Genomic DNA, 24192 nt, shown 5'->3' with positions numbered 1-24192 from the left:
GCGAAAGTTCCCTCGGTTTCAAGGGGAGGGTCGCCTCGTGCGCATCGCGAGATAAGGCTTGGCCTCCGGGAGCGCCAGGAGACCGGGTTTCGAGCGCCTCAAGCCCGCGATCTCGACGCTTCCAGCTTCTCGGTGATCTCCGTTCGCCACTGGAATCGTTCGGCCCTGGGTTCGTCGTGCCCTTCCACTACGTTCGCTACGATCTCGCCCAGAAGCGGGGCGAACTTGAAGCCGTGACCGCTGCCGCCGGAAGCGACTACGAGGCCGTCGTGCCACGGATGGCGCGCGATCACGAAATCGCCGTCGAGGGAGTCGCAGTACATGCAGGTCCTGCGATGGTCGACGCGGGCCTTGGCGAGCTCGGGGAGGAAGTTCTTCAGGAAGGCGCGAGTGCGCTGCTCGTGCCGGTGCCCCACCGGCAGGCGCCGGTCGGGCTCGACGGGGATGCCCTTGCCGTGATGTCCCACTTTGACTCTGCCGTCGGGCAGGCTCGGGAAACCGTACCAGCCTTCACGCGAGGTGTCGGCCGCCCAAGTGGGGAAGTTCTCGCCGTGATAGGGCGAGGGGTCCGGGGGCTTGAAATAGAGAACGGGTTGCGCCACCGAAGTGAGCAGCCCTGCGAGCTCCGGCACCAGCTGAGGCGTCCAGGCGCCTGCGGAGACCACTACGCAATCGGCTCCCAGCCTGGACCCGTTGTCAAGAGTCACTCCCGTGATCTTCGAGCCGTGGGCCGACAGTTTTCGCGCCATGCCCTCCCGGAAGACTACGCCGATGCTCTTCGCCTTCTCGATCAGCACCTCGACGACTCGGTCGCATTCCACCCAACCCGCCCTTCGACTCAGGTAGCCGTCGGGATATGCGTCGAGCATCCAGGGCCCCCGGGCAAGAACCTCGGCGTGGTCGGCGAGGCGCACGGGGCCGAAGCCGCGTTCGTCAAGAATCTGGAAGCTGTCGTGCTCGAATCCCCCCGGCGCCATTTCTTCCGCCGCCAGAACCAGAAAGCCGGTCTCGTGGTAGAGGGGCGTAGGCAGGTCCCGATTCCAGCGATCCCAGCCTTCGAGGGCTGCTTCGGCGAGCTCGTGATAGAAGCGATCGTTCCCGTAGTCCATGCGCACGAGCTTGCTCGTGTCGGTAGAGGACGCGTCGGGGTTCGGAACGCGCGCCCTGTCGACGACTGTAACCGCCCAGGACCGCCGCCTCAGCTCGACGGCGGCGGTGATGCCGAAAATCCCGCCCCCAACGATCAACGCCCTTCGCATGGTTCTTCCGGCTGGTATCATGTTGGGTCATCACCTGTTGAAGGATCTTTGGGGACCGCGCAGGCCGCGCGTCTCTCGTCGTCAGCTTCGCCGGATGCATCGGTCAAGCTATCGTCAGATCATGAATAGTTACGAAAGCGACACGGTCCCCCGCAAGGGCGCGGGCGGCCGGCAGCTCCTGACCGAACCCGGAATATGAAGATCAGAGTTCTTTCCCGGAAGGAGATCGCGGCGGCCCTCGACATGCCGACGGCCATCGCCGCCATGCGCGAGGCCTTCCGTTCCCTCTCCGACGGGACAGCCCACGCGCCGACCCGCCTCTCCATGGACACACCCGGAGGTGTCGCCCTCTTCATGCCGGGACGGGTGGGGAACGAAAGAGTGGCGGCCAAGCTGGTGAGCGTCAACCTGGACAATCCCGAGCGTTACGGCCTTCCGGCGATTCACGCCGCCATAGCGGTCTTCGACCCTAGAACCGGCGCTCTGAAAGCCTTGCTGGAGGGGGAGTGGCTGACCGCGCTGCGCACGGGGGCGGGAGGAGGGCTCGCCGCCGACCTGATGGCGTGTCCGCAGGCCGGAACGGTCGCCCTTTTCGGGGCCGGCGTTCAGGCGCGCACCCAGCTCGATGCGGTACGCTGCGTGCGGGAGGTGCGAGAGGTCCGCGTCTTCACGTTGGACGATACCGGACGAACCCTGGCAAGAGAGATCGAGGCGTCGGATTCCGGCCTCGAGGCGAGAGCGGCGCGGACACCCGAGGAGGCCCTCGCGGGAGCCGACCTGGTGATCGCCGCCACCACCAGCCCCACACCGGTCTTCGACGGCTCGCTCGTCGAGGACGGAGCCCATGTGACCGGCATCGGCTCCTTCACTCCCGAGATGGCCGAGGTCGACGCGACCCTCGTCGCCAGGGCGCGCATCGTTGTGGACCAGCGGGCTGGCGCTATGGCCGAGGCGGGGGACATCCTGCAGCCGCTCGCCGCCGGGGTGATCGACGAGTCAGCCGTTGTCGGCGAGTTGGGAGACGTGGTCGCGGGCCGGGTTCCGGGGCGCACGAGGCCCGACGAGATTACGTTCTTCAAGTCCGTCGGGAACGCCGTTCAGGATGTCGCGGTAGCACATTTGGCCTTGGTGCAGGCGGAGGAGGCCGGGTTGGGGACCGTGTTGTCACTGTAGCAGTCCGCGGACAGGACCACCTGCGGCGGAACGCTGCCGCATCCGCGCGGGCAAGGCGCGATTGAGGGACGAGCGGCACCGCTATTCGCCCGAAGATCGACACCGAGGAGCACGGCGTCCCGCACGGCGCTTCGCCGCTCGTGCGAGTTTCGCTGCCGACTGCTAGCTTTATGAGGACCGGTCCCGGCCGGTGCCCGACCTCTCCGACTCTCGCATGCTTGCCGTGCATGCCCTTGCGCCCTTCGATTGAAGCTCATCCCACACTCCGTCCCCGAGCGCCATGGCCTGCTTCCCCAATAGAGTAATCCCGGTCTGCCTCCTCGCAGGAACGACCGGTTGCGTGGAAATGGAAGGGGCTTCCATTGCGCTGCGCGGTCCCCCGGATCGCTCCGGGACCGTCGAGGAAACGGTGGAGGTGAGCGAGGTAACGCTCCCCGATGTTCCGGAAGGGGTCTTTCTGCTGGCCGGCGAACGAGACGCCGACCGCGTCCGTCTGGAGATCGTGGGTCTGTGGAACGGCGATTCCCTGAGGGCCGTACCCACGGAGCACGACTTGCCGCGTATCGGCGAGGCGCTGGCAGCCGGACCGCTGGCCGTCGGCACCGAGTGGATACTCTTCGCCGACGGTGCTCGTGTGGGCGAGCTCGTGGTCGATTCCGTGGTCGACGAAGGCGAGGCTTGCGAAACCGGACTCCCCCAGGTCGAAGGCGAGGTGCGAGTGATCCCGCAGGCGGTTTCGGCCGAGGCGCTGGTCGCGCTTCCCCGAGATTACGCCGGGCGCCGTGACTTCGGCAGCTACAGACCGCTCAGGCACAACTACGCTCAACGGGTCGGCTCGCTGAGCATGGCGTCGGGCATCGTCGCGACGGAGGGGGCCGCCTGGCCTTCGGAGGGCTTTCTCTCGATTCGCCGTGAGATCACCGCGTTCGCAGTCGGCGGAGGTCCCGAGGACCGCTTCTTCGCCGCCACATTCACCTTGGGCGACGAGGTCGCGGTGGGTCCGGTGAGTCCGACTGCGCTCGAGACCGCCTACTCCATTTTCGTGATGGGCGGCGGAGACGAGGAGGGCCGGATTTTCACCGCTTATTCCGACTTTAGGAAGGCCGGTGCCGGGAAGGCGGTGCCGAGCTTCTTCGACCGCGTGGATATCGATGGCGACGGCGCCGACGAGGTGTTGCTCCGGATTCACGGGGAGCAGGACGCCGGATGGCAGGTGATCAGGGGACGGGGAAGATTCTGGAGATCCCTCTTCGAAGACGAACCCTGCCGGGCCGCGACGGGAGGATGAGGTACCGGCGCCGCCGGACTGTGCCGCATTGGCTGCCGGTCGCGATTCTCGCTGCGGCGGCAGGATGTGCGGAGCCCCCGCCGGACGGCGGCGTTCTGGTGGTGGACGCCTCCGGTGTCGAACGGAGCCTCGTCGAGCCGGCTCGACGTATCGTGTCGCTGGTACCTTCCGCCACCGCCGTTCTGCGCGCTCTCGGCGAGGAGGACCGGCTGGTGGGTCGCACCCAGTTCGACACGGCGGAGTGGGCGGCGAAAATCGCGTCGGTCGGAAGGGGCATCGACCCGAGCCTCGAACACGTCATCGAGCGCGACCCGGACCTCGTGATATTCTATCAGGGCGACGACAGCCGAGGGATCGCGGACCGACTGGGTGAATTCGGCATCCCGACGGTGTCCGTGAAAACCGGTCTGATGGAAGACGTGTTTCGGCAGGTCGAGATAGTCGGCGCGGTCACCGGGTCTGAGGACAGGGCCGCCGCGCTTGTGGCCGATTTGCGCAACAGGCTGGGGAGCTTGCGTGCGCTCTCGGAAGACCGAAAGGGGCCGAGTGTGGTCTATGTGCTGGGCGGAACGCCACCGTTCGTGGCGACTCGCGGCAGCTGGGTCAACGAGATCGTCGAGACGGCCGGAGGTAAGAACCCGCTTGACGAGGACGGAGGATTCGTCCCGATCAGCCCCGAGGTCCTCAGGTTCGCCGCACCGGACATAGTGCTGGTGAACACGGCGAGCGACTGGGATCCCCGTCTGGCGCCGGACGCCCGGGTGATAGAGCTGGGCGGACGTTTGCAGGTTCCCGGACCGGGGATTGCGGAAGACGCGGAGTACCTCCACGGTCTGTTCTTTCCGCACGATTAGGAACGACTCGCCGGGCCGATGAAGCGCTCGTCGTCCGTCGCGGTCGGGCTAACGGTCTCTCTCGCCCTCGCTGTGGCGTTAGGTGTCGGGGTCGGCGGCGCGGAGGTTTCGGTTGTCGACGTGTTTCGAGCGTTGGTGGGACTCGAAAGCGCGGATCGGGGGATAACCGTCGGACTGAGGCTTCCGAGAGTGATAATGGCACTCCTGGTGGGAGGAGGGCTCGCGGTCTCGGGGGCCGGATTCCAGTCGCTGCTGCGCAACCCGCTCGCCGAGCCCTACATCCTCGGCATTTCCAGCGGTGCGGCTCTGGGTGCGGTGGCGGTGATCACGTTCGGCTGGGTCGCCGCAGCGTCGTGGGGTCTTCCGGTAGTGGCTTTCGCGGGCTCGATCTTCGCCCTCTTACTCATATTCGGGTTCGCTTCCGCGTCGCGAGCCGTCATGGATGTGAAAGTCCTGCTTCTCGCAGGTGTGGCGGTATCCGCGTTCTTCGGTTCCGTCATCGCTCTGATGATGACCCTGGCCGAGGGGAGCGCCGCTCAGAGGGCTTTGCTGTGGATGATGGGGAGCGTGGCGAACAGCTCGTGGAACGAAGTCCTGATTGTCGCGACCTACACTATTCCGGCCACTCTCGGCCTGCTCGGCTGCGCCCGGGCCCTGAATCTTCTCGCGATCGGCGAAGAGACCGCTCACCACCTCGGAGCTTCGGTGGAGAGAATGAAGCGGATCGTGCTTCTGCTCTCGGCTCTCATAGCCGCGTCCGGAGTCGCCTTCGTCGGCATCATCGGCTTCGTGGGTCTCGTCATGCCGCACGTCGTGCGCATGGTGGTGGTGGCCGACAACCGCGTCCTGCTGCCGATCGTGTTTCTCGCCGGCGCCAACTTCCTCGTTTTCGCCGACCTGCTTGCCCGTACGGTGATCTCGCCGACGGAGCTTCCGATCGGGGTGGTGACCGCCGTCGTCGGAGTGCCGGTCTTCCTCATATTGCTCAGGCGGTCGGGGTGACGCCATGGGAGTCGGTGTGAAGTTCGAAACCGCCGGAGTTCACCTGACCTATCCCGGCAGCCCGGTTCCCGCACTCGCCGGAGTCTCGACCTCGGCGGAAGGCGGTGGCTTCAAGGCCGTCGCGGGGCCTAACGGGTGCGGCAAGACCACTTTGCTGCGGGTCATGCTCGGTCTGCTCACGCCCGCCAAGGGAGAAGCGCTTCTGGACGGTCGGAGGATCGAGGAGTGGGAGCCCCGCAGGCGGGCCCAGGCGGTAGGCGTCGTGACCCAGCGCGAGGCCTTCCCGTTCCCGCTGACAGTGCGAGGGCTCGTCGGCATGGGGCGCTACCCGCACCTGGGACCGCTCCAAGCGGAGCGACCCACCGACCGGAAGGAGGTGGAGGCGGCCATGGCGGAGTGCGGTCTGACCGGATTCGCCGACCGCGACGTGGCCACTCTCTCAGGAGGAGAGCTCCAGCTCGCCCGCATCGCGAGAGCGCTGGCTCAGCGACCGAAGGCGCTCGCCCTCGACGAGCCGTCAGCCAGCCTCGATCTCCACCACCGGATGAGGATTTTCCGACTCTTGCGCCGAAAGGCCGACGAAGGCCGGACGGTGATCGTGGTCGTCCACGACCTGGAACTCGCGGCCCGCTTCGCCGACGAGGCGCTCTTGCTGAAGGCGGGAAAGGTGGTCGCCGACGGCCCGCCCGCCGAGGTGATGCGGACCGACCGCCTCTCCGACCTCTACGACTGGCCGGTGGCGGTCTCGAGGGAGCCGGAATCGGGGATGCTGCGGGTGACGGCGCTCGAAGGTGACCCGGCCTGCGACGACCGGCAGGCGGAGCCGGTGGACGGGTCGGACTGACAGCGCGTGGACAACGCCTCCACGGCAGTGCGACACCGCATCCGCGCTGGACCCTGCTCACGGTGCCGCTCTCCGGGCGAATAGCGGTGCTGTTCGTCCCTCATCGTACCGTGCGCGGCTGCTCAGCTCGCTCTCGGTGCTCGTGCGAGTTTCGGCACGGCCGCTATGTCCTCGCGGCGCTCCATTCGGGCAGGGCTTCGGCCGCCTCGGTCCGGGCGTCCAGGTAGCTCCGATACCTGGATCCTTCGATGGCGCCTCGACCGACCGCCTCCCGCACCGCGCAATCGGGCTCGGCGATGTGGGCGCAGTCCCGGAAGCGGCAGGACGGAGAGAGCCTCCTCAACTCGGGAAAGCAGCGGACGAGTTCCGCCGGACCGAGACCCCAGACCTTTACGTTGGCGAATCCCGGTGTGTCGGCCACCGACGCGCCTCCGACGAGCGAGACGATTCTGGAACTGACGGTCGTGTGCCTGCCCGTGCCGAGACCGGAGACCGGAGCCGTCCGACGGCCGAGGCTCGGCTTGATGGCGTTCAGCAACGAGGACTTGCCGACCCCGGAAGGCCCGATGAGGGTGGAGAGCGATCCGGACATCTCCTGAACGAGTTCGCTCAACCCCGTGCCGGTCGTCGCACTGACCTTTAGAGCCCGGTATCCGACGGTGCGGTAAAGGGAAAGCAAGCTGTCGGCGATCAGGTCGCCGTCCGGCAGATCGATCTTGTTGACCACAAGCACCGGCCTCAGCCTACCGGCCTCGGCGAGGACGAGGAGGCGGTCGGCAAGCTCGAGCTTGGCCCTGGGTTCGCGAACGGAGATCACCGCGAAAGCCGTATCGACGTTCGCGGCAATCAACTTGCCGGTGGTGCCGCCCCGCCCGCGGCGCGCCAGGAGAGTGCGGCGTCCGGCCACCGACTCTATCGTCCAGGACGAGTTCCCGCCGGAGAGCTCGACTGAGTCGCCGACGACTATCTTCTCGAGCTCGCTCTCCCTGTGCTTGAGCCTGCCGCGCACGGTGGCCTCGACGTACCGGCCGAGTCCGAGGCAGACAAGGTATCTGCCTCCCCCGGCCTGGTGGACTACGCCGCGAACGATGCCAGCTTGGATCCGAGATCTCCGGTGCGCAGCCTTCGGAGGGCGCGGTCGCGGAGTTGACGAATGCGTTCGCGGGTGACGCCGAGCTCCTTGCCGATCTCCTCGAGAGTATGTTGGCGGCCGCCGTCGAGTCCGAAGTAGAGACGCAGCACCTGAGCGTCGCGGTCATCGAGGCCGGAGAGCGCCTGCGAGATCGTCTCCTGCAGCACCCGGTTCTCGACCTCGATCTCCGGCTCCGCCGCCTCTTCCGAAATGAAGCGCTCGACCAACTGCGAGTCCTCGGAGTCGCCGATCGGTGCGTCGAGCCTGATTTCGGCCGCGTTGAGCGTCTGGAGAGACTCGACGAGGTCGGGCGTCAGGTTGGTGAGCTCGCCCAGCTTGGCCGACTCCGGCTCCTTGCCGTGCTTCTGCTTGTAGCGCTCCTTCTCCCTGAAGATGCGCGCCAGATCGCTTGCGCGATTGAGGGGGACGCGCACGGGCCGGCCCTGATTGGCGAGGGCGGCCAGAATCGCCTGGCGTATCCACCACACGGCGTAGCTGATAAACTTGACCCCTTGGTTGGGATCGAACTTCCTCGCAGCCGTGATTAGGCCGACGTTGCCTTCCTGGATGAGGTCGGTGAGCGCGACGCCGCGGTTCTGGTACTTCTTCGCCACGCTGATGACGAAGCGGAGGTTCGCCTCGGCGAGCGCCTTGACGGCCTTCTCGTCACCCTGCTGAGCCAGGGCGCCGAGCGCCTTTTCCTGCTCGACCGTGATGAGTTCGTGGCGGCTCACGTCCTGCAGGTACTGGTCGAGCGCACTCTGCTCCTCGACACCGGCGTCGAAGCCGGCGAGCAGTTGCTGAGTTGTCCGATCCCTCTTACGGGCGTGGTTACCGTGGCGGGCTGGCATCGTCCTCGTGCTCCGTGGGTGCCCCCGATTTGGGGTATAGCCATTCAAACTGCACACAAACGCAGATGGTGTCAACCCTTCTTACGCCGGAAACCCGAAAACGTTAACAGGCGGATACCGGCCCCGGGGGAAAGCGCCTCCCGAGGAGTTTCCCTGCGGCGGGCGTACACAGGCGATAACCCGATCACAGGTCGTGGTTCCCTGCAGGTACCGGAACCGCCAGTTCGCCACCATCGCGGACAACGCCGCCGGCTAGTCCGTCGGTGTCTCGAACCCTATCCGCCTCGCCACATCCTCGGCCCGGAGCGAACGTCGGTCAAGGGTGAAGATGCGGAGTACGCTCGCCGTGGTGTGCAGCTCCCGGCCCAGCTTCGGAAGATCCACGATCCCGGGCATGCCGGCCTCGTCCAGCCGTTCGACGGCACCGCTCCTCCGTTCCACAAGGAAGTCGAGCTGAAACATGCCGGGCTTGCGAGGGAAGTCGATCATCACCTCGCCGCTCTCCAGACCTAGCTCGGCCGCGAGGGCGTCCTCGAAACGCCGCTTGCGCTCGGTGGGTGCGGAAAGCCACGACGGTTCCACGCCTTCGAAGTCGTAGACGGAGAGTTCGAGCGCCCGGCGGGGAAGACGGCGGTTGCGTAGTGCGGGCAGCCACCTGCCGGCGAGCTTTCTGGCGATCGGCCGACCATCGTCTTCCGTCCTTCGGGCCAGCTCGTGGAGCAGCACCTCGTCGGTGGGTCCGACAAGTTCCGCCGATTCGACGATGCCCGCGGCCAGAGCCTCCTCGACTATACGCTTGTAGAGACAGGTCGCGCCACGGACGGCGTGATGCCAGTAGACGTTCCGAAACATCTGGTACTTCGCGAATAGAAGCGATTCGATGGCCGACGCCCCCTTCTCCCTGATGCCGAGCTCGAAACGCCCGCTCACCGGATCGGCCAGGAGAGCGATCCCCGAAAGAAGTCTCGCGACGTCGATCTCCCCGTAGGGCACCCCGCAGAAGAAGGCGTCCCTGCGCAGATACTCCATCTTGTCCATGTCGAGGCCTCCGCTCACCAGCCCCGCCAGCGGCAGCTCGCTCTTTCCGGTGACAAGATCATGGATCCGGGTCGAACTTCCCTCGCCCAGCTCCGCCACCGCCGCCTCCAGTTCGGGGGAGCTCAGGAAGTGCATTCCCGTCGCCTCATGACCTTCGGGGACGAGCTCCGCAGGAAGTTCCTCCAGCGCGTGCGAGAGCGGGTAATGACCGATGTCGTGGAGAAGCGCGGCGTAAGGGACGAGCTCCGCGCCTTCCCAGACCTCGTTCCCGCCGCGGTGGGTCTCGCGAAGATGAGATAGCGCTCGGCGGGTGAGGTGGTAGACTCCGAGGGCGTGGTCGAACCGGGTGTGAGTGGCCCCGGGATAGATGAGATGGACGAGGCCGAGCTGGCGGATGTAGCGCAGACGCTGAAACTCGGGCGTGTCGATGATGCGAACCGCGACCGGATCGAGCCGGATCGTGTTCCAGAGCGGGTCGCGGACCGACTTGACGCGGCGGGCAGGCTTGACACAGCGGTCAGGCTCGTGCATCTTCATCTCCCGTTACCGAATAGATACCGAACATATGTCAGAATCCTTGGAGAGAGAGGGCGGGGGTCACGGTCGTCCGGTCCGTCGCGCCCCTCCCAGAGCGGGGAGCGTCGAGCTGCGGGACGAGGTGCGCGCCCGCGCGGAAAACAGGCCGGGAGTATATCGCATTTACGGAAAGGGTTCCGAGCTCAGGTATGTGGGTAAGTCCGTCCAAGTCCGAACCAGGCTGCTCTCCTATTTTCGGGCCTCGGAGGAGGAAAAGGCGCACCGGGTCATACGGGACGCCGAGGGTGTGGAGTGGGACTACACTCCGGACGAGTTCTCGGCTCTCATCAGGGAGATGAAGCTGATCCAAAGCCATCGTCCACGCTTCAACGTACAGCACAAACGCAAGCGGGCATACGCCTTCCTGAAGATCACGCGCGAACGGGCCCCTCGGGTGCTCGCGGTTTCACGGGTGGTCGCTGACGGATCGACCTACTTCGGACCGTTCCCAAGGGTGAAGGCGCTGCGCCGGTCGGTGCGCGAGCTTGTCCACACGCTGGGTATCCGCGACTGCGCCGCAGGCACGCTCATGCATTTCAGCGACCAGCCCGATTTTTTCGGCTGGGAACCGACAGCCCGCTGCATCCGCGCCGAGCTGGGCAACTGTCTGGCGCCGTGTGCCGGGAGATCGAGCGAGGCCCGCTACCGCGAGGCGCTGGAGAGGCTCGCGCTCTTTCTCTCGGGACGCTCCGAGGAGCCGCTGCGCAACCTCTATAGGTCGATGAACGAGGCTTCGGAAAGGCAGGAGTACGAGTACGCCGCCATCCTGCGTGACAGGTACGACCGTCTCCAAGACTTCGCTGCCGAGCTCACCGCGTTCCGCGGACAGGTCGAGGAGCTCTCTTTCGTTTACAGGGTGGTCGGCTACGACGGCGAAGCCCGACGTTACCTGATCCGAGGTGGGCGTGTCCGGGGATGCTTGCGCGAAGAGAAGGGACGCGAGGGCCGGGACCGTCTGCATCGGGCGGTTTGCGAAGTCTTCGAAGGGGTGGAGCACGGACTCCAGGCGCTCAAGCCGGAGGAGGCGGCCGAGATCCTCCTGGTGGCACGTTGGTTCCGGCTGAAGCCCGAAGAGGTCGAAAACACGATGGAGCCGAAGCGCTGGCTGCCCGGTAAGGCGCTGGGCGAGGCTCCGACCCGCCCGTAACCTGGTCAGGGTCGGCCACTCCTCGGGTGCGCCTGTCAGGTGAAGGGTATTTTCTGTATCTTCCTCGGGTCTCCGTTCACTTCCGTCCCGGCTGTCCATGAAGACCGCACGTCCTCTTCTTCGATCCGCTTCGCGCACCCCCGGCGCACTCGTCCTGCTCCTCGTCCTCGCCTTCGCACCTGTCGGGGCAGCTCCCCTTCCCCAGGAGGCCGAACGCCCCTGGGCGGAAATATCCCAGGTGGAGCGCACGATGAACGGGCTCGACTACCGTATGGTGGGTCCGTCTCGCGGCGGTCGGGTCACCGCCGTGGCCGGCCACCCCGCTCATCCCTACACCTTCTATATGGGTGCGACCGGTGGCGGGGTCTGGAAGACCGAGAACTACGGCACGAGCTGGTTCCCGATCATGGACGGCGTGCTCGAGACCGGCTCGATCGGCTCGATCCGCGTGGCGCCCTCGGACCCGGACGTCGTATACGTCGGCACCGGGTCGGACGGCATCCGCTCGAACGTGATCGTCGGCCGGGGCGCGTACCGTTCGGACGATGGCGGTGGGAGCTGGCGGAAGATCGGACTCCACGACATGGGGCAGATAGGAGCCGTCGAGGTCCATCCCGACGACCCCGAGACCGCGTTCGCGGCGGCTCTCGGCAATCCGTGGGCCCCGAGTCCGGACCGAGGCGTGTACCGGACCCGGGACGGAGGGGCTACCTGGGAGCAGGTTCTCTTCACCTCGGACTCGGTGGGAGCGGTCGATCTCGTGTTCAACACGACGAACCCGAGCGAGCTCTACGCCGCAATGTGGAGGGCTGAGCGCAGGCCGTGGACGATCATCTCGGGGATGGAGCACTCGGGGAGGGAGAACGGCATCTGGAAGTCGACCGACGGTGGCGACACCTGGCGCATGGTGACGGCGGGACTGCCCGAGGGGCTGATCGGCAAGATCGATCTCGCGGTGACTCCGGCGGCGCCCGGCCGCGTCTACGCGCTGGTGGAGACGACCGATCCCGACGAAGGGCTCTACCGCTCGGACGACGGTGGCGAGCGCTGGGAGATGGTGAGCAATCAGCGCGGGATCATGAATCGCCCCTTCTACTACACGAACGTCTACGCCCATCCCAGCGACGCCGACATCGTCTGGGTGAACAACGAGGGCTTCTACGAGTCGCGGGACGGCGGGCGGAGCTTCCGGCGCCGCGGCACCCCGCACGGCGACAATCACGACATGTGGGTGAACCCGGTCAACCCCGACATCTGGGTCCAGTCGAACGACGGCGGCGCGAACGTCACTCTCGACTTCGGCGACACCTGGTCGACCCAGCACAACCAGCCCACCGCCGAGCTGTACCAGGTGGACGTGGACGACGCCTTCCCCTACTGGCTCTACGCCGGCCAGCAGGACAATTCCACCATCAGGGTGCCGAGCGATGCGCCGACCCACGGTTCGGTGGGCGGATCCACGGGCGACTGGCAGGCGATCGGGGGATGCGAGACCGGGCCGGTCGTGCCCAGGCCGGGAGACCCCGGCATCGTGTACGCCAACTGCAAGGGCCGTTTCGGGCGCTACTCCACCGTGACCGGCCAGGAGCAGCAGTACTACGTGGGATTCCAGAACCTCTACGGGGTGAATCCGGCCGAGCTCAACTACCGCTTCCAGCGCGTGGTGCCCATCGAGGTCTCGCCGCATGACCCCGACGTCGTCTACCACGGCTCGCAGTTCGTCCACCGCACCACCGACGGAGGGGTGACCTGGGAGGCGATCAGCCCCGATCTGACGGCCTTCCGTCCCGAACGTCAGATGGTGTCGGGTGGCCCGATCACGCGCGACATCACCGGCGAAGAGCACTACTCCGTGCTCTATGCCGTCGAGGAGTCGCCGGTGGAGCCGGGAGTCATCTGGGCCGGTTCCAACGACGGGCTGGTTCACGTGACGAGGGACGGCGGCGCGACCTGGACCGAGGTGACGCCTCCCGACATTGAGCCGGAGGGCCGCATCCAGACTATCGACCCGTCCCCGCACGCGGCGGGCAAGGCCTACTTCGCGGCGTACCGGACGCTTCTGGGCGACTTCACGCCGTTCATCTACCGCACCGACGACTTCGGCGCGACCTGGACGCTGCTCACTCCTGGCGACAACGGCATTCCCGGCGACTTCCCGACTCGCGTGATCCGCGAAGATCCGGAGCGCGAGGGACTGCTCTACGCCGGCACCGAGTTCGGCATGTTCGTCTCTTTCGACGACGGGGCGAACTGGGACCGCTTCCAGTTCAATCTCCCGGCGACGCCCATCACCGACATGAAGCTGCACATGGGAGACCTCGCTCTCTCGACGATGGGGCGCGGGTTCTGGGTCATGGACGACCTCTCCCCGATCCGGAACTGGGACGCCGCGCTGGCCGACGGCGGTCCGGCGCTCATGCAGCCCAACGAGGCCGTCAGGGTCCGCGGCGGCGGCTTCGGCGGCGGCGGTCCGGACGAGCCGCGGTACTCGCAGGCGGGAGCTGTGATCGACTACTATCTGCCTGCGGACGCGGATGCGGTCGAGATACGGATCCTGCGCGACGATTCCGTATTGCGCTCGTACGAGTCGGGCGGAGCCGGCATGCGCGTTCAGCAAGGCCAAGGCATGAGGGCTCCTTTCAGCCGTGTTATGGGAACCGCGAGGCCCTCCGGAGCCGCCGGCATGAACCGCTTCGTATGGAACATGACCGTTCCCGGAGCGGGCGGCTCGGCGCGAGGCCCCATGGTCCCGCCGGGCAGCTACGCGGTCGAGCTCGTGGTCGACGGCGCGGCGGTCGAGGCGAAACCGCTGGAGGTCGTCATGGATCCGCGGGTCGCCGCCGAGGGCGTCACGACGCAGGCGGACCTCGAGGCCCAGTTCGCGCTCGGACTCGAGATCGTCGCCGCCATCGAGGACGTCGACGGGACGATCGACCGGCTGGACGACGCGCTGGAACGCGTGCAGGAGGGGAGCGAAGTGGAGAGCGCGCTCCGGGAGATCGAGGCCGCGCTCGTCACCGACCGATCCGTTTCCAGCTACCCCCAGCCCATGCTCGCCGACCAGCTCTCGTACCTCTACTCCAACTCTCAGCGGGCCGACCAGAGACCGGCGGCGGACATGTACGCGAGGCTTGAGGAACTCGTCGCGGAGCTAGAGTCGCACAAGGAGAGGCTGCAAAGACTTCTGAGGACGATCACATGATTGGGAGGCCGAGAGTTTTCGTGGCGATTTTCAGGAGACCGGGCCTCCGTTTCGACGCCCGTCAGCGGGGATTCCGCACCAGCCCCCTCATGGCCCTGCTCGGCCTCGCGCTGGTTGCGGCTTGCTCGGGCGAGAGCGGCGGAGACGCTCCCTCCTCGGCCGACGCCCCCTCCGCCCAGGCGGCCGCTTCCGCTACGGACGCGGCGCAAGCTCCGGGCCCGGCCGGGGCTCCGGCAGGTCCAGGACCGAGGCTCGCATCGAGCGTCGCGGTCACAACCCGGTCGAACGCGACCGAGGCCGCACTGCCGCCGGTCAAGGTCTACAAGACCGCGAGCTGCGGCTGCTGTGGCCTCTGGGTGGATCACATGCGGGCGGCGGGCTTTGCGGTCGAGGCCGAGGACGTCCTGCCGGCGGACCTGGTGGCGATCAAGATCGGAGCCGGAATGACAGACGAACTGTTCTCGTGTCACACCGCCATCATCGGCGAGCACACCTTCGAGGGACACATCCCGGCCGAGGTCATTGTGCGCTTCCTCACGGAGGCGACGGACCTGGACGGACTCGCGGTCCCGGGCATGCCGATCGGTTCGCCCGGCATGGAGGTGGGCAGCCGCACTGACCCCTACGACGTGATCGGTTACGGCGCCGACGGCAGAAGGACGGTCTACGAGAAGAGGTAGGGGTGGGAAGCCGCCACCACGGCGCCCCCTACGAATTCCGCCCCTTGACCGGACGGCGCAGCCGCCTTGCCCCGAAGCGTACCTTGGCCCCGGTCCGGGTGTAGAAGACCCGGACGTTCGTTCCGCTCGACCAGCATCCGTACACACCTCGGCGCATCTTCCGCGTGATCCGCGCAAATGGCTCACACAAGTTCTTTTTCTGACATCGGTCCCGCCGCTGCCGCTTCCGGTCCCGCCGCCAGGCTGCCCGTAGGACTCCTGGGTGCCACGGGCATGGTGGGCCAGCAGTTCGTCGCCGCTCTCGCCCACCATCCGTGGTTCGACCTGGTCTGGTTGGGAGCGAGCCGAAGGAGCGCGGGCCGTCCTTATGGTGAGGCGGCGCATTGGCTCGGAGAAGGAGAAATACCGGAGAGCGTGGCCGAGATCGAGGTCTCCGAAGCCTTGCCGGGCTCGGACTGCCCCACCTTGGTCTTTTCCGCCATGGATCCGAAGGTCGCCGGGGAGATCGAACGGAATTTCGCCCAAGCGGGCCGTTTCGTGGTCTCGAACTCGAGCAACCACCGGATGGAGCCCGATGTCCCGCTGCTCATCCCCGAGATCAACCCGGATCACCTGAAGCTCATTCCGGGGCAGCGCAGGGTTCGCGACTGGACGGGAGCGATCATCACCAACCCGAATTGCTCGACGATCGGGCTGGCGCTCGCCCTCGCTCCGCTCCGGCCGTTCGGCATCGAGAGCCTGGTGGTGACCACGATGCAGGCGCTCTCGGGCGCGGGACACCCCGGCGTGCCGTCTCTCGACATTATCGGCAACATCGTACCGAAGATCGGCAGCGAGGAGGAGAAGATCGGGACCGAGACGCTCAAGATCCTCGGGGAGTTCGGCAGTGACGAGATCCAGCCGCTTCGGGCAGCCGTCAGCGCCCACTGCAACCGGGTGCCCGTGGTCGACGGGCACATGCTGTGCGTATCCGTGAAGCTGACGTCCACTCCCTCCCCCGACGAGGTGTGCGACGCCCTTTGCGGATTCCGGGGGCTGCCGCAGGAGCTCGGACTTCCGAGCGCACCGGCGCATCCGGTTCGAGTGACGGATGCCGCCGCCCGTCCGCAACCTCGACTCGATTCGTGGGCGGGCGACGGCATGGCGGTGAGCATCGGCAGAGTCAGACGCTGCCCGGTGCTGACGACGAGCTTCGTCGCCCTGGTGCACAACACCGTGCGCGGCGCGGCGGGAGCTTCGGTGCTCAACGCGGAGCTCTTGCGCGCGGAGCGATGGCTCGATGCCTGAGCCGCAGTCCGGGGCGTCTCACGAACCGACGGCGTTACGGACGGACCGATGGCTCTGAGGGTCGCTCTGGTCGGTTACGGCCGTATGGGCCGTCAGGTGGAAGCGCTCGCTCCCCGATTCGGGGTCGACGTGCGTGATCGGCTGACCTCCGCCGACAACGCCGACGGCTCCGGAGTCACACGGGAAAGACTCGCCGGTATCGACGTGGTCATCGACTTCTCGGTACCCGATGCGGTCGCGCGCAACGTCGAAGCGTACTGCGAGACCGGCGTGGCGGCCGTGGTAGGCGTGACCGGCTGGGACGCCGAACGGGAACGGCTGCTCACGCTGGCGGAAGAGGCGGGCATCGGCCTGGTTCACGGATCGAACTTCTCCATCGGCGCGAACGCGTTTTTCGGCGTGGTTGCCGAAGCGACTCGGGTGATGACGGCCTGCGAAGAGCTTTACGACCTCGCGGCTTTCGAGACCCACCATCGACGCAAGCTCGACGTCCCGTCGGGCACGGCATTGCGGCTGGCGGAGACCGTCCGCGCCACCGGTTGGCCTCGCGAGGTTCAGATAGCCTCCGCTCGACTCGGACACGTTCCCGGGACCCACGAACTGACCTGGGACTCCGAGGTCGACACCATCACGTGTCGCCACACCGCCCGCTCCCGAGCGGGGTTCGCCGAGGGGGCCGTTCGAGCCGCGCTCTGGATCCGGGGACGCGGCGGCGTTTACGATTTCAAGGAGCGCTGGCGGGAGATCGCCGCGCACCGGACCGATCCCATCTCGCCGTTCACAAATCACCGGGCGACGGACTGACATGACAGCAGAACCGCTTCGACTCTCAGGGCTGGGCACGGCTCTGGTCACACCCTTCAACGCCGACGGATCGCTGGACGAGCACGCCGTAACCGAACTCGCGCGCAGGCAGGTCGATGAGGGGGCCAGCTTCCTGGTGCCGGGCGGCACCACCGGCGAGGGGGTCACCCTCTCCTTCAAGGAAAAGATCGGCAACACTCTACTCGTGGTGGAAGCGGCGGAGGGTCGCGTGCCGGTGGTCGCGGGCTGCGGCGGCAACGACACCGGCGAGGTCGTGAAGCTGGCGAAGGAGCTGGAGCAGGTGGGAGCCGCCGCGCTGCTGACCGTCACCCCGTTCTACAACAAGCCGACTCCCGAGGGGCTCTTCCGGCACTACGCCGCGGTCGCCGAGGCCGCGGGTCTTCCCATCGTCGTCTACAATGTGCCGGGCCGGACCGGTGTCAACGTCACTCCGGAGACCTTGGCGCGCCTCCGAGAGATACCTCAGGTGACGGCCGTCAAGGAGGCGTCGGGCGACATAGTTCAGATCGGCAGGATTTGCGCGGAGGCTCCGGACGACTTCGACGTGCTGGCCGGTGACGACTCAGGTGCGCTTCCCGCCATGGCTCTTGGGGCCGCAGGACTGATCTCGGTCGCCGGCAACCTGATCCCCAGGTCGATGGCGACGATCTGCAACACCTGCCAAGTGGGTGAATACCAGGCGGCGCGCGCCGTTCACCAGCGCTGGCTCCCCCTGATGGAAGTGCTCTTCTGCGAGTCGAATCCCGGGCCGGCGAAGTTCGCCATGGCCGAAATGGGTCTGCTGGACGCGGTCTACCGTCTGCCCATGGTCCCGATCACGGGGGAGAGCGAGGAGCGGGTGCGGAGCGTCCTCGAGGAGTTGGAGTTGATCTGAACGCGCGAAGCGCCTCGTATCGGTGAGCGAGTCCCCCTAACGTCCCCCCGGCCTTCTCCACCTTACCGGCGGTGGCGGCTCCTCGGCGAAGGTCACCTTTCCGCCGTTCTCCAGCAATCGGAGGGCCTCCAGGACGGCGGCCTCCAACTGCGGGTCGCCACCCGCGATCACCGGGGCGGGATCGTTCCGCACCTCGATGTCCGGCGCCACGCCCTCGGCCTCGACAGCCCACTCGCCGTTCACGTCGAAGAAGCCGCCCCTCGGCGCGACGAACCGACCGCCGTCGATGAGCGGCGGCGTGTCCCAGGTCCCGACCAGTCCGCCCCAGGTCTTGGTCCCGACCAGCGGCCCGACCTCGTGGAAGCGGAAGAGGTAGGGCAGGAGGTCTCCGCCCGAGCCGGCGCGTTCGTTGATGACCATGACCTTCGGGCCGAAGAGTCCCGCCATCGGCTGGGTCCATGGCTTGCGATCGCCGGCGCGCGAGTTGAAATAGCCGGTCAGTGGACGGTCGAGCATGTCGACGATGTAGTCGGCGGCCGATCCGCCGCCGTTGTTGCGCTCGTCGATTACGGCGCCCTCTCGATCCTGCTGGGCGAAGTACATGCGGTTGAAGTAGGTGTAGCCGCCCTGGCCGGTGTTCGGGAGCCACACGTAGGCGAGCCGCCCGCCGCTCATCTCGTCCACCCGCTGCCGATTGCCCTCCACCCAGGCCCAGCCGCGCAGGCCGCCTTCGTTCGCGACGGGCTCGACAAGGATGTCGCGTGCGTCCGCGCCGTTCGCGGCGGAGGCCACGGTCACGGTGATGACGCGCCCGCGGGTGCCTTCGAGGAGCCGGTAGGGGTTGGTGGGCGGCCGCAGCTCCGCGCCGTCGATCGCCATGAGGTAATCGCCGGCGGCCACGTTCATCCCCGGGTGCGAGAGAGGTCCGGCGAGTCCGGGGGTCCAGGATTCGCCGTCGTAGATGCGGGTGATGCGGTAGGCCCCGTCCGCCTCTTCCAGGTCCACTCCGAGCAGGCCGGTGCGCGGGTTGTTGTCGAGGGAGGGGTAGTCGCCCCCGCTCACGTAGGAGTGCCCGACCGCGATCTCGCCGGAGAGGATGTCGAGGAGGTAGTTGAAGTCGGCGCGGTGGCGCACGTCCGGGAGCCAGGCCGAGTACCACTCCCACACGTCGCCCCAAGGAGCGCCGTGCTGGTTGTCCACGTAAAGGAAGTCGCGCATGAAGCGCCAGCCGTCCCGAAGCATCTGAGCGTATTCGGCCTTCGGCTCGACGCGCAGGCGCAGGTCGCCGAGATCGAGACCGCCGTCGTTCCCGGAAGGTGGGCGGGAGGTGGAGACGATCCGCCATCCCCCGCTGAAGTAGAGCAGGCGCTCGCGGTCGTGCGAGACCGCGAACCGGCCGCCGTCGTCGATGAAGTCGTCGTCGTCCCGATCGTCGACCGAGTACTTGAGCAGTCCGCCGTCGCTCATGACGAAGACGGTGCCCTCCGGTCCTGGCACCAGTCCGGCGTAGTCGCCCGCGGAGAGGCCGGGCACGTCGACGATCCGGTCGTCGATGCCGTCGAAGTCGATGGCGCCGGGCGAGTCGTCCGCGCCGATGTCGTCGCCCTCCTCGTCGCCTTCCTCCTCCTCCTCCTCCTCGCCTTCCCTTTCCATGTCGGCCCCTTCCTCCTCGTCGCTCCTGGGCAGGAAGGGCGAGGGCTCGTCGGCGTCGAGCAGGGCGAGATAGAGGGTGCGGGTCACCGGCCGGTCGTACGAGGTCATGTCGAGCCAGCCGGTATTGAGCGCGTAGTCGGTGGACGCGAGGAAGTACAGGTACTTGCCGGACTCGTCCCAGATCGGCGAGATGGCGTCCGACATGCCGTCGGTGAGCTGGCGGGTCTCTCCCGACTCGGTGTCGTGCACGAAGATCGCCCGCAGTTGGGTGTCGAGCCGCCGCGCATATGTGATCCAGCGCGAGTCCGGCGACCAAACCGGATTCATGGAGCGTTCGGGATGCGCGTAACGGTCGGTGTCCACGTGCTCGATCGCCTCCGACTCGAGGTCGAGGACGAGGACTCGGTAGTGGGTGTCGGTGAATGCCAGCTTGCTGCCGTCGGGGGACCACTCGGGGCGGAAGAAGAACGAGGGCTCGGAGATCTCGATCCGTCGCCGGTCGGTCCCGTCCTGATCGGCGACCACGAGCCCGTACTCGCCGTCGCTGTCGTTGAACCACGCTACTTGGGAACCGTCCGGCGACCACACCGGATGGCGGTCGGCGACCCCCGGGCTTCCCGTGAGGTTGCGCCACGAACCCTCCTCGGCGGGAACGCTGAAGATCTCGCCGCGCCACTCGAAAAGCGCGCGCCTGCCGGTGGGCGAGAGCCGGGCGTCTCGCAGGGCCGGGGCGGGCGCCTGCTCCCAACGCGGACGCGCCCAGTTCATGTCTCCGGCGACGTTGATCGCGAGCCGGTGCGAAGCTCCGGTGGCAGGATCGAGCTCGTGGAGGTAGCCGGCCTGTTCGTAGACCACGACTCCGTCGCCCGCCCCCAGCGACTTGACGTCGAAATCGGCGTGACGGGTCAGCTGGCGTTCCTCGCCCGAGGCGGGATCGAAGGACCACACGTTGCTCGCCCAGTCGCGCTCCGACATGTAGTAGACGGTGCCGTCCATCCACACCGGACCCATGTGTCGCTCGCCCTCCCAGGAAGGCGTCGTCCGCTCCCAGGAGGAGGTGGATACGATGCCGACGGGCTGAGCCTGGCCGCCGCGATAGTTGCGCCACTCCGGATCCCAGTAGCCGATCTCCTGGTAGGCTATGTGCGAACCGTCCGCGGACATGCCGCCGAGGTACGCCTGCGGAAGCGGAAGCGGCTTCGGCAGACCGCCGGAAGGTGGCACCGTGTAGAACCTCCACAGCCGGGTAGGCACTCCGTCGCGTCCGGAGCGGAAGAGAATCTCGCCCTCGGGCGTCCAGCCCTGCGCGATGTCGGCCGACGGGTGCCAGGTCACCCGCGCCGGTTCTCCCCCGCCTGCCGGGATCACATAGACGTCCGTGTTGCCGTCGTACTGGCCCGAGAAGGCGATCCAGCGGCCGTCGGGGCTGAAGGAGGCATCGGTCTCGGCTCCCTCAGAGCTGGTCAGGCGTACGGCGTCGCCCCCGTCGCGTCCGACTCGCCAGAGGTCGTTGGCGTGCGAGAAGACGATGTGCTCGGCGCTTACGTCGGGCTGACGAAGAAAGCGCGTGCCCGCGTCCTGGGCGGACGCCGGGGCGTCCGCAGTCGGGATCGCGCCGAGGAGAAGCAGGGCGGGTATGGCGGTTGTGCGTTCGAGCATGACGATTCCGGAGCGAGGGCGTCTCGAGGGTCGGGCCGGCGAAGAAGGATGTCGGGTCAGTCTGCCATGAGTCTCCGAACGCTGTCGCGGAGCATCTCGAGCTTTTCACCGTCCCAGGAGTCGGCCATGCTTTCTTCAAGCATTTCGAGAAGCCGGTCGAACATGTCGTTCCGCTCCGCTCCGGCGGCTTCGGCTGCGGCGAGCATCTCGCGCACCTCGCCGATCTGCGTCGGCGAAAGACCGCGCGACCTCTCCAACTGGTCGGTGTAGGCGCGCGCCAGAGCGAAGGTCGCCGGCCACTCGAGCACGGGCTGGCCCTGCGAGTTCAACTGGTCGAGCCGGACCGAGCTGGCGGCGTCGATCTCGTTCTGAGTCAGGACGTCGCTGGCTTCGAGCTCCAGAATGTCGAGGCCGCGGGCGATCTCGGAGTTCACGATCACGCCGTTGTACCAGTAGACGGACCAGCTTCCCGCCATCTCCATCACCTCGGCGTTCAGCGGGCCGCGGTCGTGGAACGCGATCTCGACCGGGTCGGTCGGATCGGTCCAATCGACGACCGAGATGCCGCCCTGGTACCAGCCCTGGACCATGATGTCGCGACCCGGCACCGGAATGAGCGAGCCGTTGTGCGCGACGCAGTTTTCCTGGCTGGTCTGGGGAGCCGGCAGCTTGAAGTAGCTCTGGAAGTCGAGGTCCTGGCCGTCAATGGTGAAGATGGCGTCCGCTCCCCATTCCATCGGATCTCCCGAGCGGCACTTGGGTGCGCCGCCGCCGCCCCACTCGTCGGTGAAAAGGATGGCGGTGCCGTCGTTGTTGAAGGTGGCCGAGTGCCAGTAGGAGAAATTCGAATCGGCGACCGCCGCCACTCGAGTCGGGTTTTCGGGGTCCGAGATGTCGAGGAGGAGGCCGTAGCCGCCGCAGGCGCCGCCGGCGAGTCCGATGGCCGGATAAACGGTGATATCGTGGCACTGGCTCGGGCCGGGTCTGGGACCTTCCATCTCTTCCTCCGTCTCCGCCCGCATGGCCAAGTCCGCCGCCTGCTGATCCAGAATCGCGCGTAGAGCGGCGGTGTCTTCGGCCGTGGGCGCTCCTTCTCCGCCGCGCTCGGAGACCATCTGTTCGAGCGCCCCAGCCACCATCCTGCCGGGAAGGACCACGGGCCCGTCGGGAGTTTCCAGAATGAAGCCGCCCGCAGCCCGCGCTTCGGCGACCTCGGTGGCGTTCTGAGCGATGTCGGCGGCCGAGAGGCCGTGCCGTTCGGGCGCCACCAGGTCCTGGAAGATTCTGGGAGAGCTCACGATCGCCGCCTCCGCCGGGTTGTCGACGGGGACCTTGATGACCTCGATGCGGAAGAGGGCCGAGTTGGGATCCTCGTCAGGCGAGAGTCCGGAACAGCCCGGAAGCTCCTCGGCGGGACGGACGAAAGACGATCCCGACACGTAGATGTAGACGTTCTCCTCGTCGCCGGGATGCTCGAGGACCGTATGAGTGTGCGAGCCGCGGCAGGTCTGCACGTTGGCGACGTATTCCGGGGTGGCGATGTCGGAGATGTCGAAGATGCGGATGCCGCGCAGACGGTGGTGGCTGACCGTTTCCTGTACGCCTTCGTCGCTGCAGTCGAGCCGACCGCTCGTACCTTCGCCCGAGACGAAGAGCAGGTGCTTGTGAACGGACACGTCGCTCTGCGAAGCCGGGCATACGTAGGTCACTACGGAGACCGGGTTGGCCGGATCGGAGATGTCCCAGACCTGGATGCCGTCGTAGTTGCCCTGGATGGCGTAGTTTCCGGTGAAGGCCAGGTCTGAGTTCGTGGAGCCGATGAAGGGCTCAGGCGGAGGCGTCTGCGAGACCAGACGCATGTTCCAGATGGCCTCGCCGGCGTCGAACATGCCGGCGGAGAGTCCCACCCGGGGGTCGGGATGGGGGGCTTTGGGGCGTACCTGGGCGGCCGCGTCGGCGGCCGAGAAGGCCAGGACGCCCGGGAGGAGGAGGGAGAGTGCGCGTCGACGTAGGGTCATGTTCTGCGGTCCGGTTCGGGTGCTACGGCTGGGAGTCCAGCAGTCCGTGCGGACTGCCAGGTTAAATTCGGTCGAGGTTCATGGCGTCCAGCATGCGCTGCATGCGGTCGATCTCACTTCCCTGATCCGCCTGGATGTCGGAGGCGAGCTTGAATACGAAGTCGCCCTGGGCGGCTCCGTCGGTCTCGAAGAGGTCGTGCACCATGGTGACGGCCCCCTCGTGGTGTTGAATCATGTACGTGAGGAAGAGCCTGTCGAATTCGGTGCCGCGAGCGTTGCGCAGCTCTTCGAGTTGCTCGTCCGAAAGCATGCCGGGCATGTGGTGATGGTGCTCGTCGCCGCTCAGCATGAGGTGACCGTCGCGTATCTCGAACTCCACCACCGGGAGGTCGCGATCGCGCAGCCAGCGCTGCATCACCGTGATTTCGTCGTTCTGGGCGTTGATGATGCGGGCGCTCATGGTCTGGACGGGCCGGCTCGCGCCGTTCGTGGGCGCCAAGGCCGACATTACGAGCGCCTGCGCGTGGTGGCCGATCATCCCGCTCATGAACGCGGCATCGGCCGGGTGGTACCGCTGGCGAATGCTGTCGGTGCGGGCGGCGTAGATCGCTTCGAGCCTGTCTATGGTCTCCTGCGACGGTCTGGTCGCCTCGGGTCGGGGTCGAGCCGCGCCCGGTGGGGCAGGCTTGGTGGGAGCCGCAGGCTCGGCAGGTTCGGCCTCGGCTGCCGGCGCGGCGGGAGCTGCGGGTGCGGCAGGACGAGGCCCGGAGCTGCCGCATCCGACCGTGAAGACGAGAAGCGCGGCGGCGAGGGAACGGGATGCGACCATG

General features: G+C 67.0%; 18 protein-coding genes. 11 read left to right on the top strand and 7 right to left on the bottom strand.

The window, feature by feature from the left end; all coding sequences use genetic code 11:
* Positions 1-98: 98 nt before the first annotated feature.
* Entirely contained in the window at positions 99-1259 is a 1161-nt protein-coding gene (locus tag J4G12_06085; protein MCE2455377.1) for an FAD-dependent oxidoreductase, read from the bottom strand.
* Between the two features lie 195 nt (positions 1260-1454).
* Here J4G12_06085 and J4G12_06080 point away from each other — a divergent pair, with 195 nt between their 5' ends.
* The 5 genes from J4G12_06080 to J4G12_06060 all read left to right on the top strand — a co-directional run bounded on the left by J4G12_06080 (position 1455) and on the right by J4G12_06060 (position 6420).
* Positions 1455-2432: an ornithine cyclodeaminase family protein gene (locus tag J4G12_06080; protein MCE2455376.1), complete on the top strand. Its 978-nt coding sequence runs from the start codon at positions 1455-1457 to the stop codon at positions 2430-2432.
* Between the two features lie 415 nt (positions 2433-2847).
* Positions 2848-3720 carry a hypothetical protein gene (locus J4G12_06075; protein ID MCE2455375.1) on the top strand — a complete coding sequence of 291 codons (873 nt, stop codon included), beginning with the start codon at positions 2848-2850 and terminating at the stop codon, positions 3718-3720.
* A gap of 20 nt (positions 3721-3740) precedes the next feature.
* A complete protein-coding gene (locus tag J4G12_06070; GenBank protein MCE2455374.1) occupies positions 3741-4574 on the top strand; it encodes an ABC transporter substrate-binding protein in 834 nt (277 codons plus the stop codon).
* An 18-nt stretch (positions 4575-4592) separates the two neighbouring features.
* Positions 4593-5576 carry an iron ABC transporter permease gene (locus J4G12_06065; protein MCE2455373.1) on the top strand — a complete coding sequence of 328 codons (984 nt, stop codon included), beginning with the start codon at positions 4593-4595 and terminating at the stop codon, positions 5574-5576.
* Positions 5577-5592: 16 nt separating this feature from the next.
* On the top strand, positions 5593-6420 hold the full coding sequence (locus J4G12_06060) for an ABC transporter ATP-binding protein (protein ID MCE2455372.1): 828 nt from the start codon (positions 5593-5595) through the stop codon (positions 6418-6420).
* A gap of 163 nt (positions 6421-6583) precedes the next feature.
* Here the strand turns inward: J4G12_06060 and rsgA are convergent, their stop codons facing one another.
* From rsgA to J4G12_06045, 3 genes are all read right to left on the bottom strand, one after another.
* Positions 6584-7429: a ribosome small subunit-dependent GTPase A gene (rsgA, locus tag J4G12_06055; protein ID MCE2455371.1), complete on the bottom strand. Its 846-nt coding sequence runs from the start codon at positions 7427-7429 to the stop codon at positions 6584-6586.
* A 65-nt stretch (positions 7430-7494) separates the two neighbouring features.
* The gene (locus J4G12_06050; protein ID MCE2455370.1) at positions 7495-8403 is read right to left on the bottom strand and encodes an RNA polymerase sigma factor RpoD/SigA; all 909 of its coding nucleotides are present in this window, start codon (positions 8401-8403) and stop codon (positions 7495-7497) included.
* Between the two features lie 252 nt (positions 8404-8655).
* Positions 8656-9978, bottom strand: a complete 1323-nt coding sequence (locus J4G12_06045) for an HD domain-containing protein (GenBank protein ID MCE2455369.1) — start codon at positions 9976-9978, stop codon at positions 8656-8658.
* A 28-nt stretch (positions 9979-10006) separates the two neighbouring features.
* On the opposite strand from J4G12_06045, the gene J4G12_06040 reads away from it, so the two are divergent.
* The 6 genes from J4G12_06040 (at position 10007) to J4G12_06015 (ending at position 18032) form a co-directional block, all read left to right on the top strand.
* Positions 10007-11164, top strand: coding sequence for a GIY-YIG nuclease family protein (locus J4G12_06040; protein MCE2455368.1), 1158 nt, complete (start codon positions 10007-10009; stop codon positions 11162-11164).
* Between the two features lie 250 nt (positions 11165-11414).
* On the top strand, positions 11415-14366 hold the full coding sequence (locus J4G12_06035) for a hypothetical protein (GenBank protein ID MCE2455367.1): 2952 nt from the start codon (positions 11415-11417) through the stop codon (positions 14364-14366).
* An 89-nt stretch (positions 14367-14455) separates the two neighbouring features.
* A complete protein-coding gene (locus tag J4G12_06030) occupies positions 14456-15046 on the top strand; it encodes a DUF411 domain-containing protein (protein ID MCE2455366.1) in 591 nt (196 codons plus the stop codon).
* A 177-nt stretch (positions 15047-15223) separates the two neighbouring features.
* Positions 15224-16333 (top strand): aspartate-semialdehyde dehydrogenase, encoded by a 1110-nt coding sequence (gene asd / locus J4G12_06025; protein ID MCE2455365.1) that lies wholly within the window; start codon positions 15224-15226, stop codon positions 16331-16333.
* Positions 16334-16381: 48 nt separating this feature from the next.
* The gene (dapB, locus tag J4G12_06020) at positions 16382-17137 is read left to right on the top strand and encodes a 4-hydroxy-tetrahydrodipicolinate reductase (GenBank protein MCE2455364.1); all 756 of its coding nucleotides are present in this window, start codon (positions 16382-16384) and stop codon (positions 17135-17137) included.
* Between the two features lies 1 nt (position 17138).
* Positions 17139-18032 (top strand): 4-hydroxy-tetrahydrodipicolinate synthase, encoded by an 894-nt coding sequence (locus J4G12_06015; protein MCE2455363.1) that lies wholly within the window; start codon positions 17139-17141, stop codon positions 18030-18032.
* Positions 18033-18068: 36 nt separating this feature from the next.
* Here J4G12_06015 and J4G12_06010 read toward each other — a convergent pair whose 3' ends face one another.
* The 3 genes from J4G12_06010 to J4G12_06000 all read right to left on the bottom strand — a co-directional run bounded on the left by J4G12_06010 (position 18069) and on the right by J4G12_06000 (position 24191).
* Positions 18069-21344, bottom strand: coding sequence for a PDZ domain-containing protein (locus J4G12_06010; GenBank protein MCE2455362.1), 3276 nt, complete (start codon positions 21342-21344; stop codon positions 18069-18071).
* A 56-nt stretch (positions 21345-21400) separates the two neighbouring features.
* The gene (locus J4G12_06005) at positions 21401-23362 is read right to left on the bottom strand and encodes a hypothetical protein (GenBank protein MCE2455361.1); all 1962 of its coding nucleotides are present in this window, start codon (positions 23360-23362) and stop codon (positions 21401-21403) included.
* Positions 23363-23423: 61 nt separating this feature from the next.
* Positions 23424-24191, bottom strand: a complete 768-nt coding sequence (locus tag J4G12_06000; protein MCE2455360.1) for a DUF305 domain-containing protein — start codon at positions 24189-24191, stop codon at positions 23424-23426.
* Between the last annotated feature and the right edge of the window lies 1 nt (position 24192).

The organism is Gemmatimonadota bacterium, from assembly GCA_021295815.1.
In the GTDB taxonomy this organism is placed as follows: domain Bacteria; phylum Gemmatimonadota; class Gemmatimonadetes; order Longimicrobiales; family Gaopeijiaceae; genus JAGWBQ01.
Note: the sequence above shows the minus strand (reverse complement) of the source record. Positions and strands in the feature narration are given on the sequence as shown.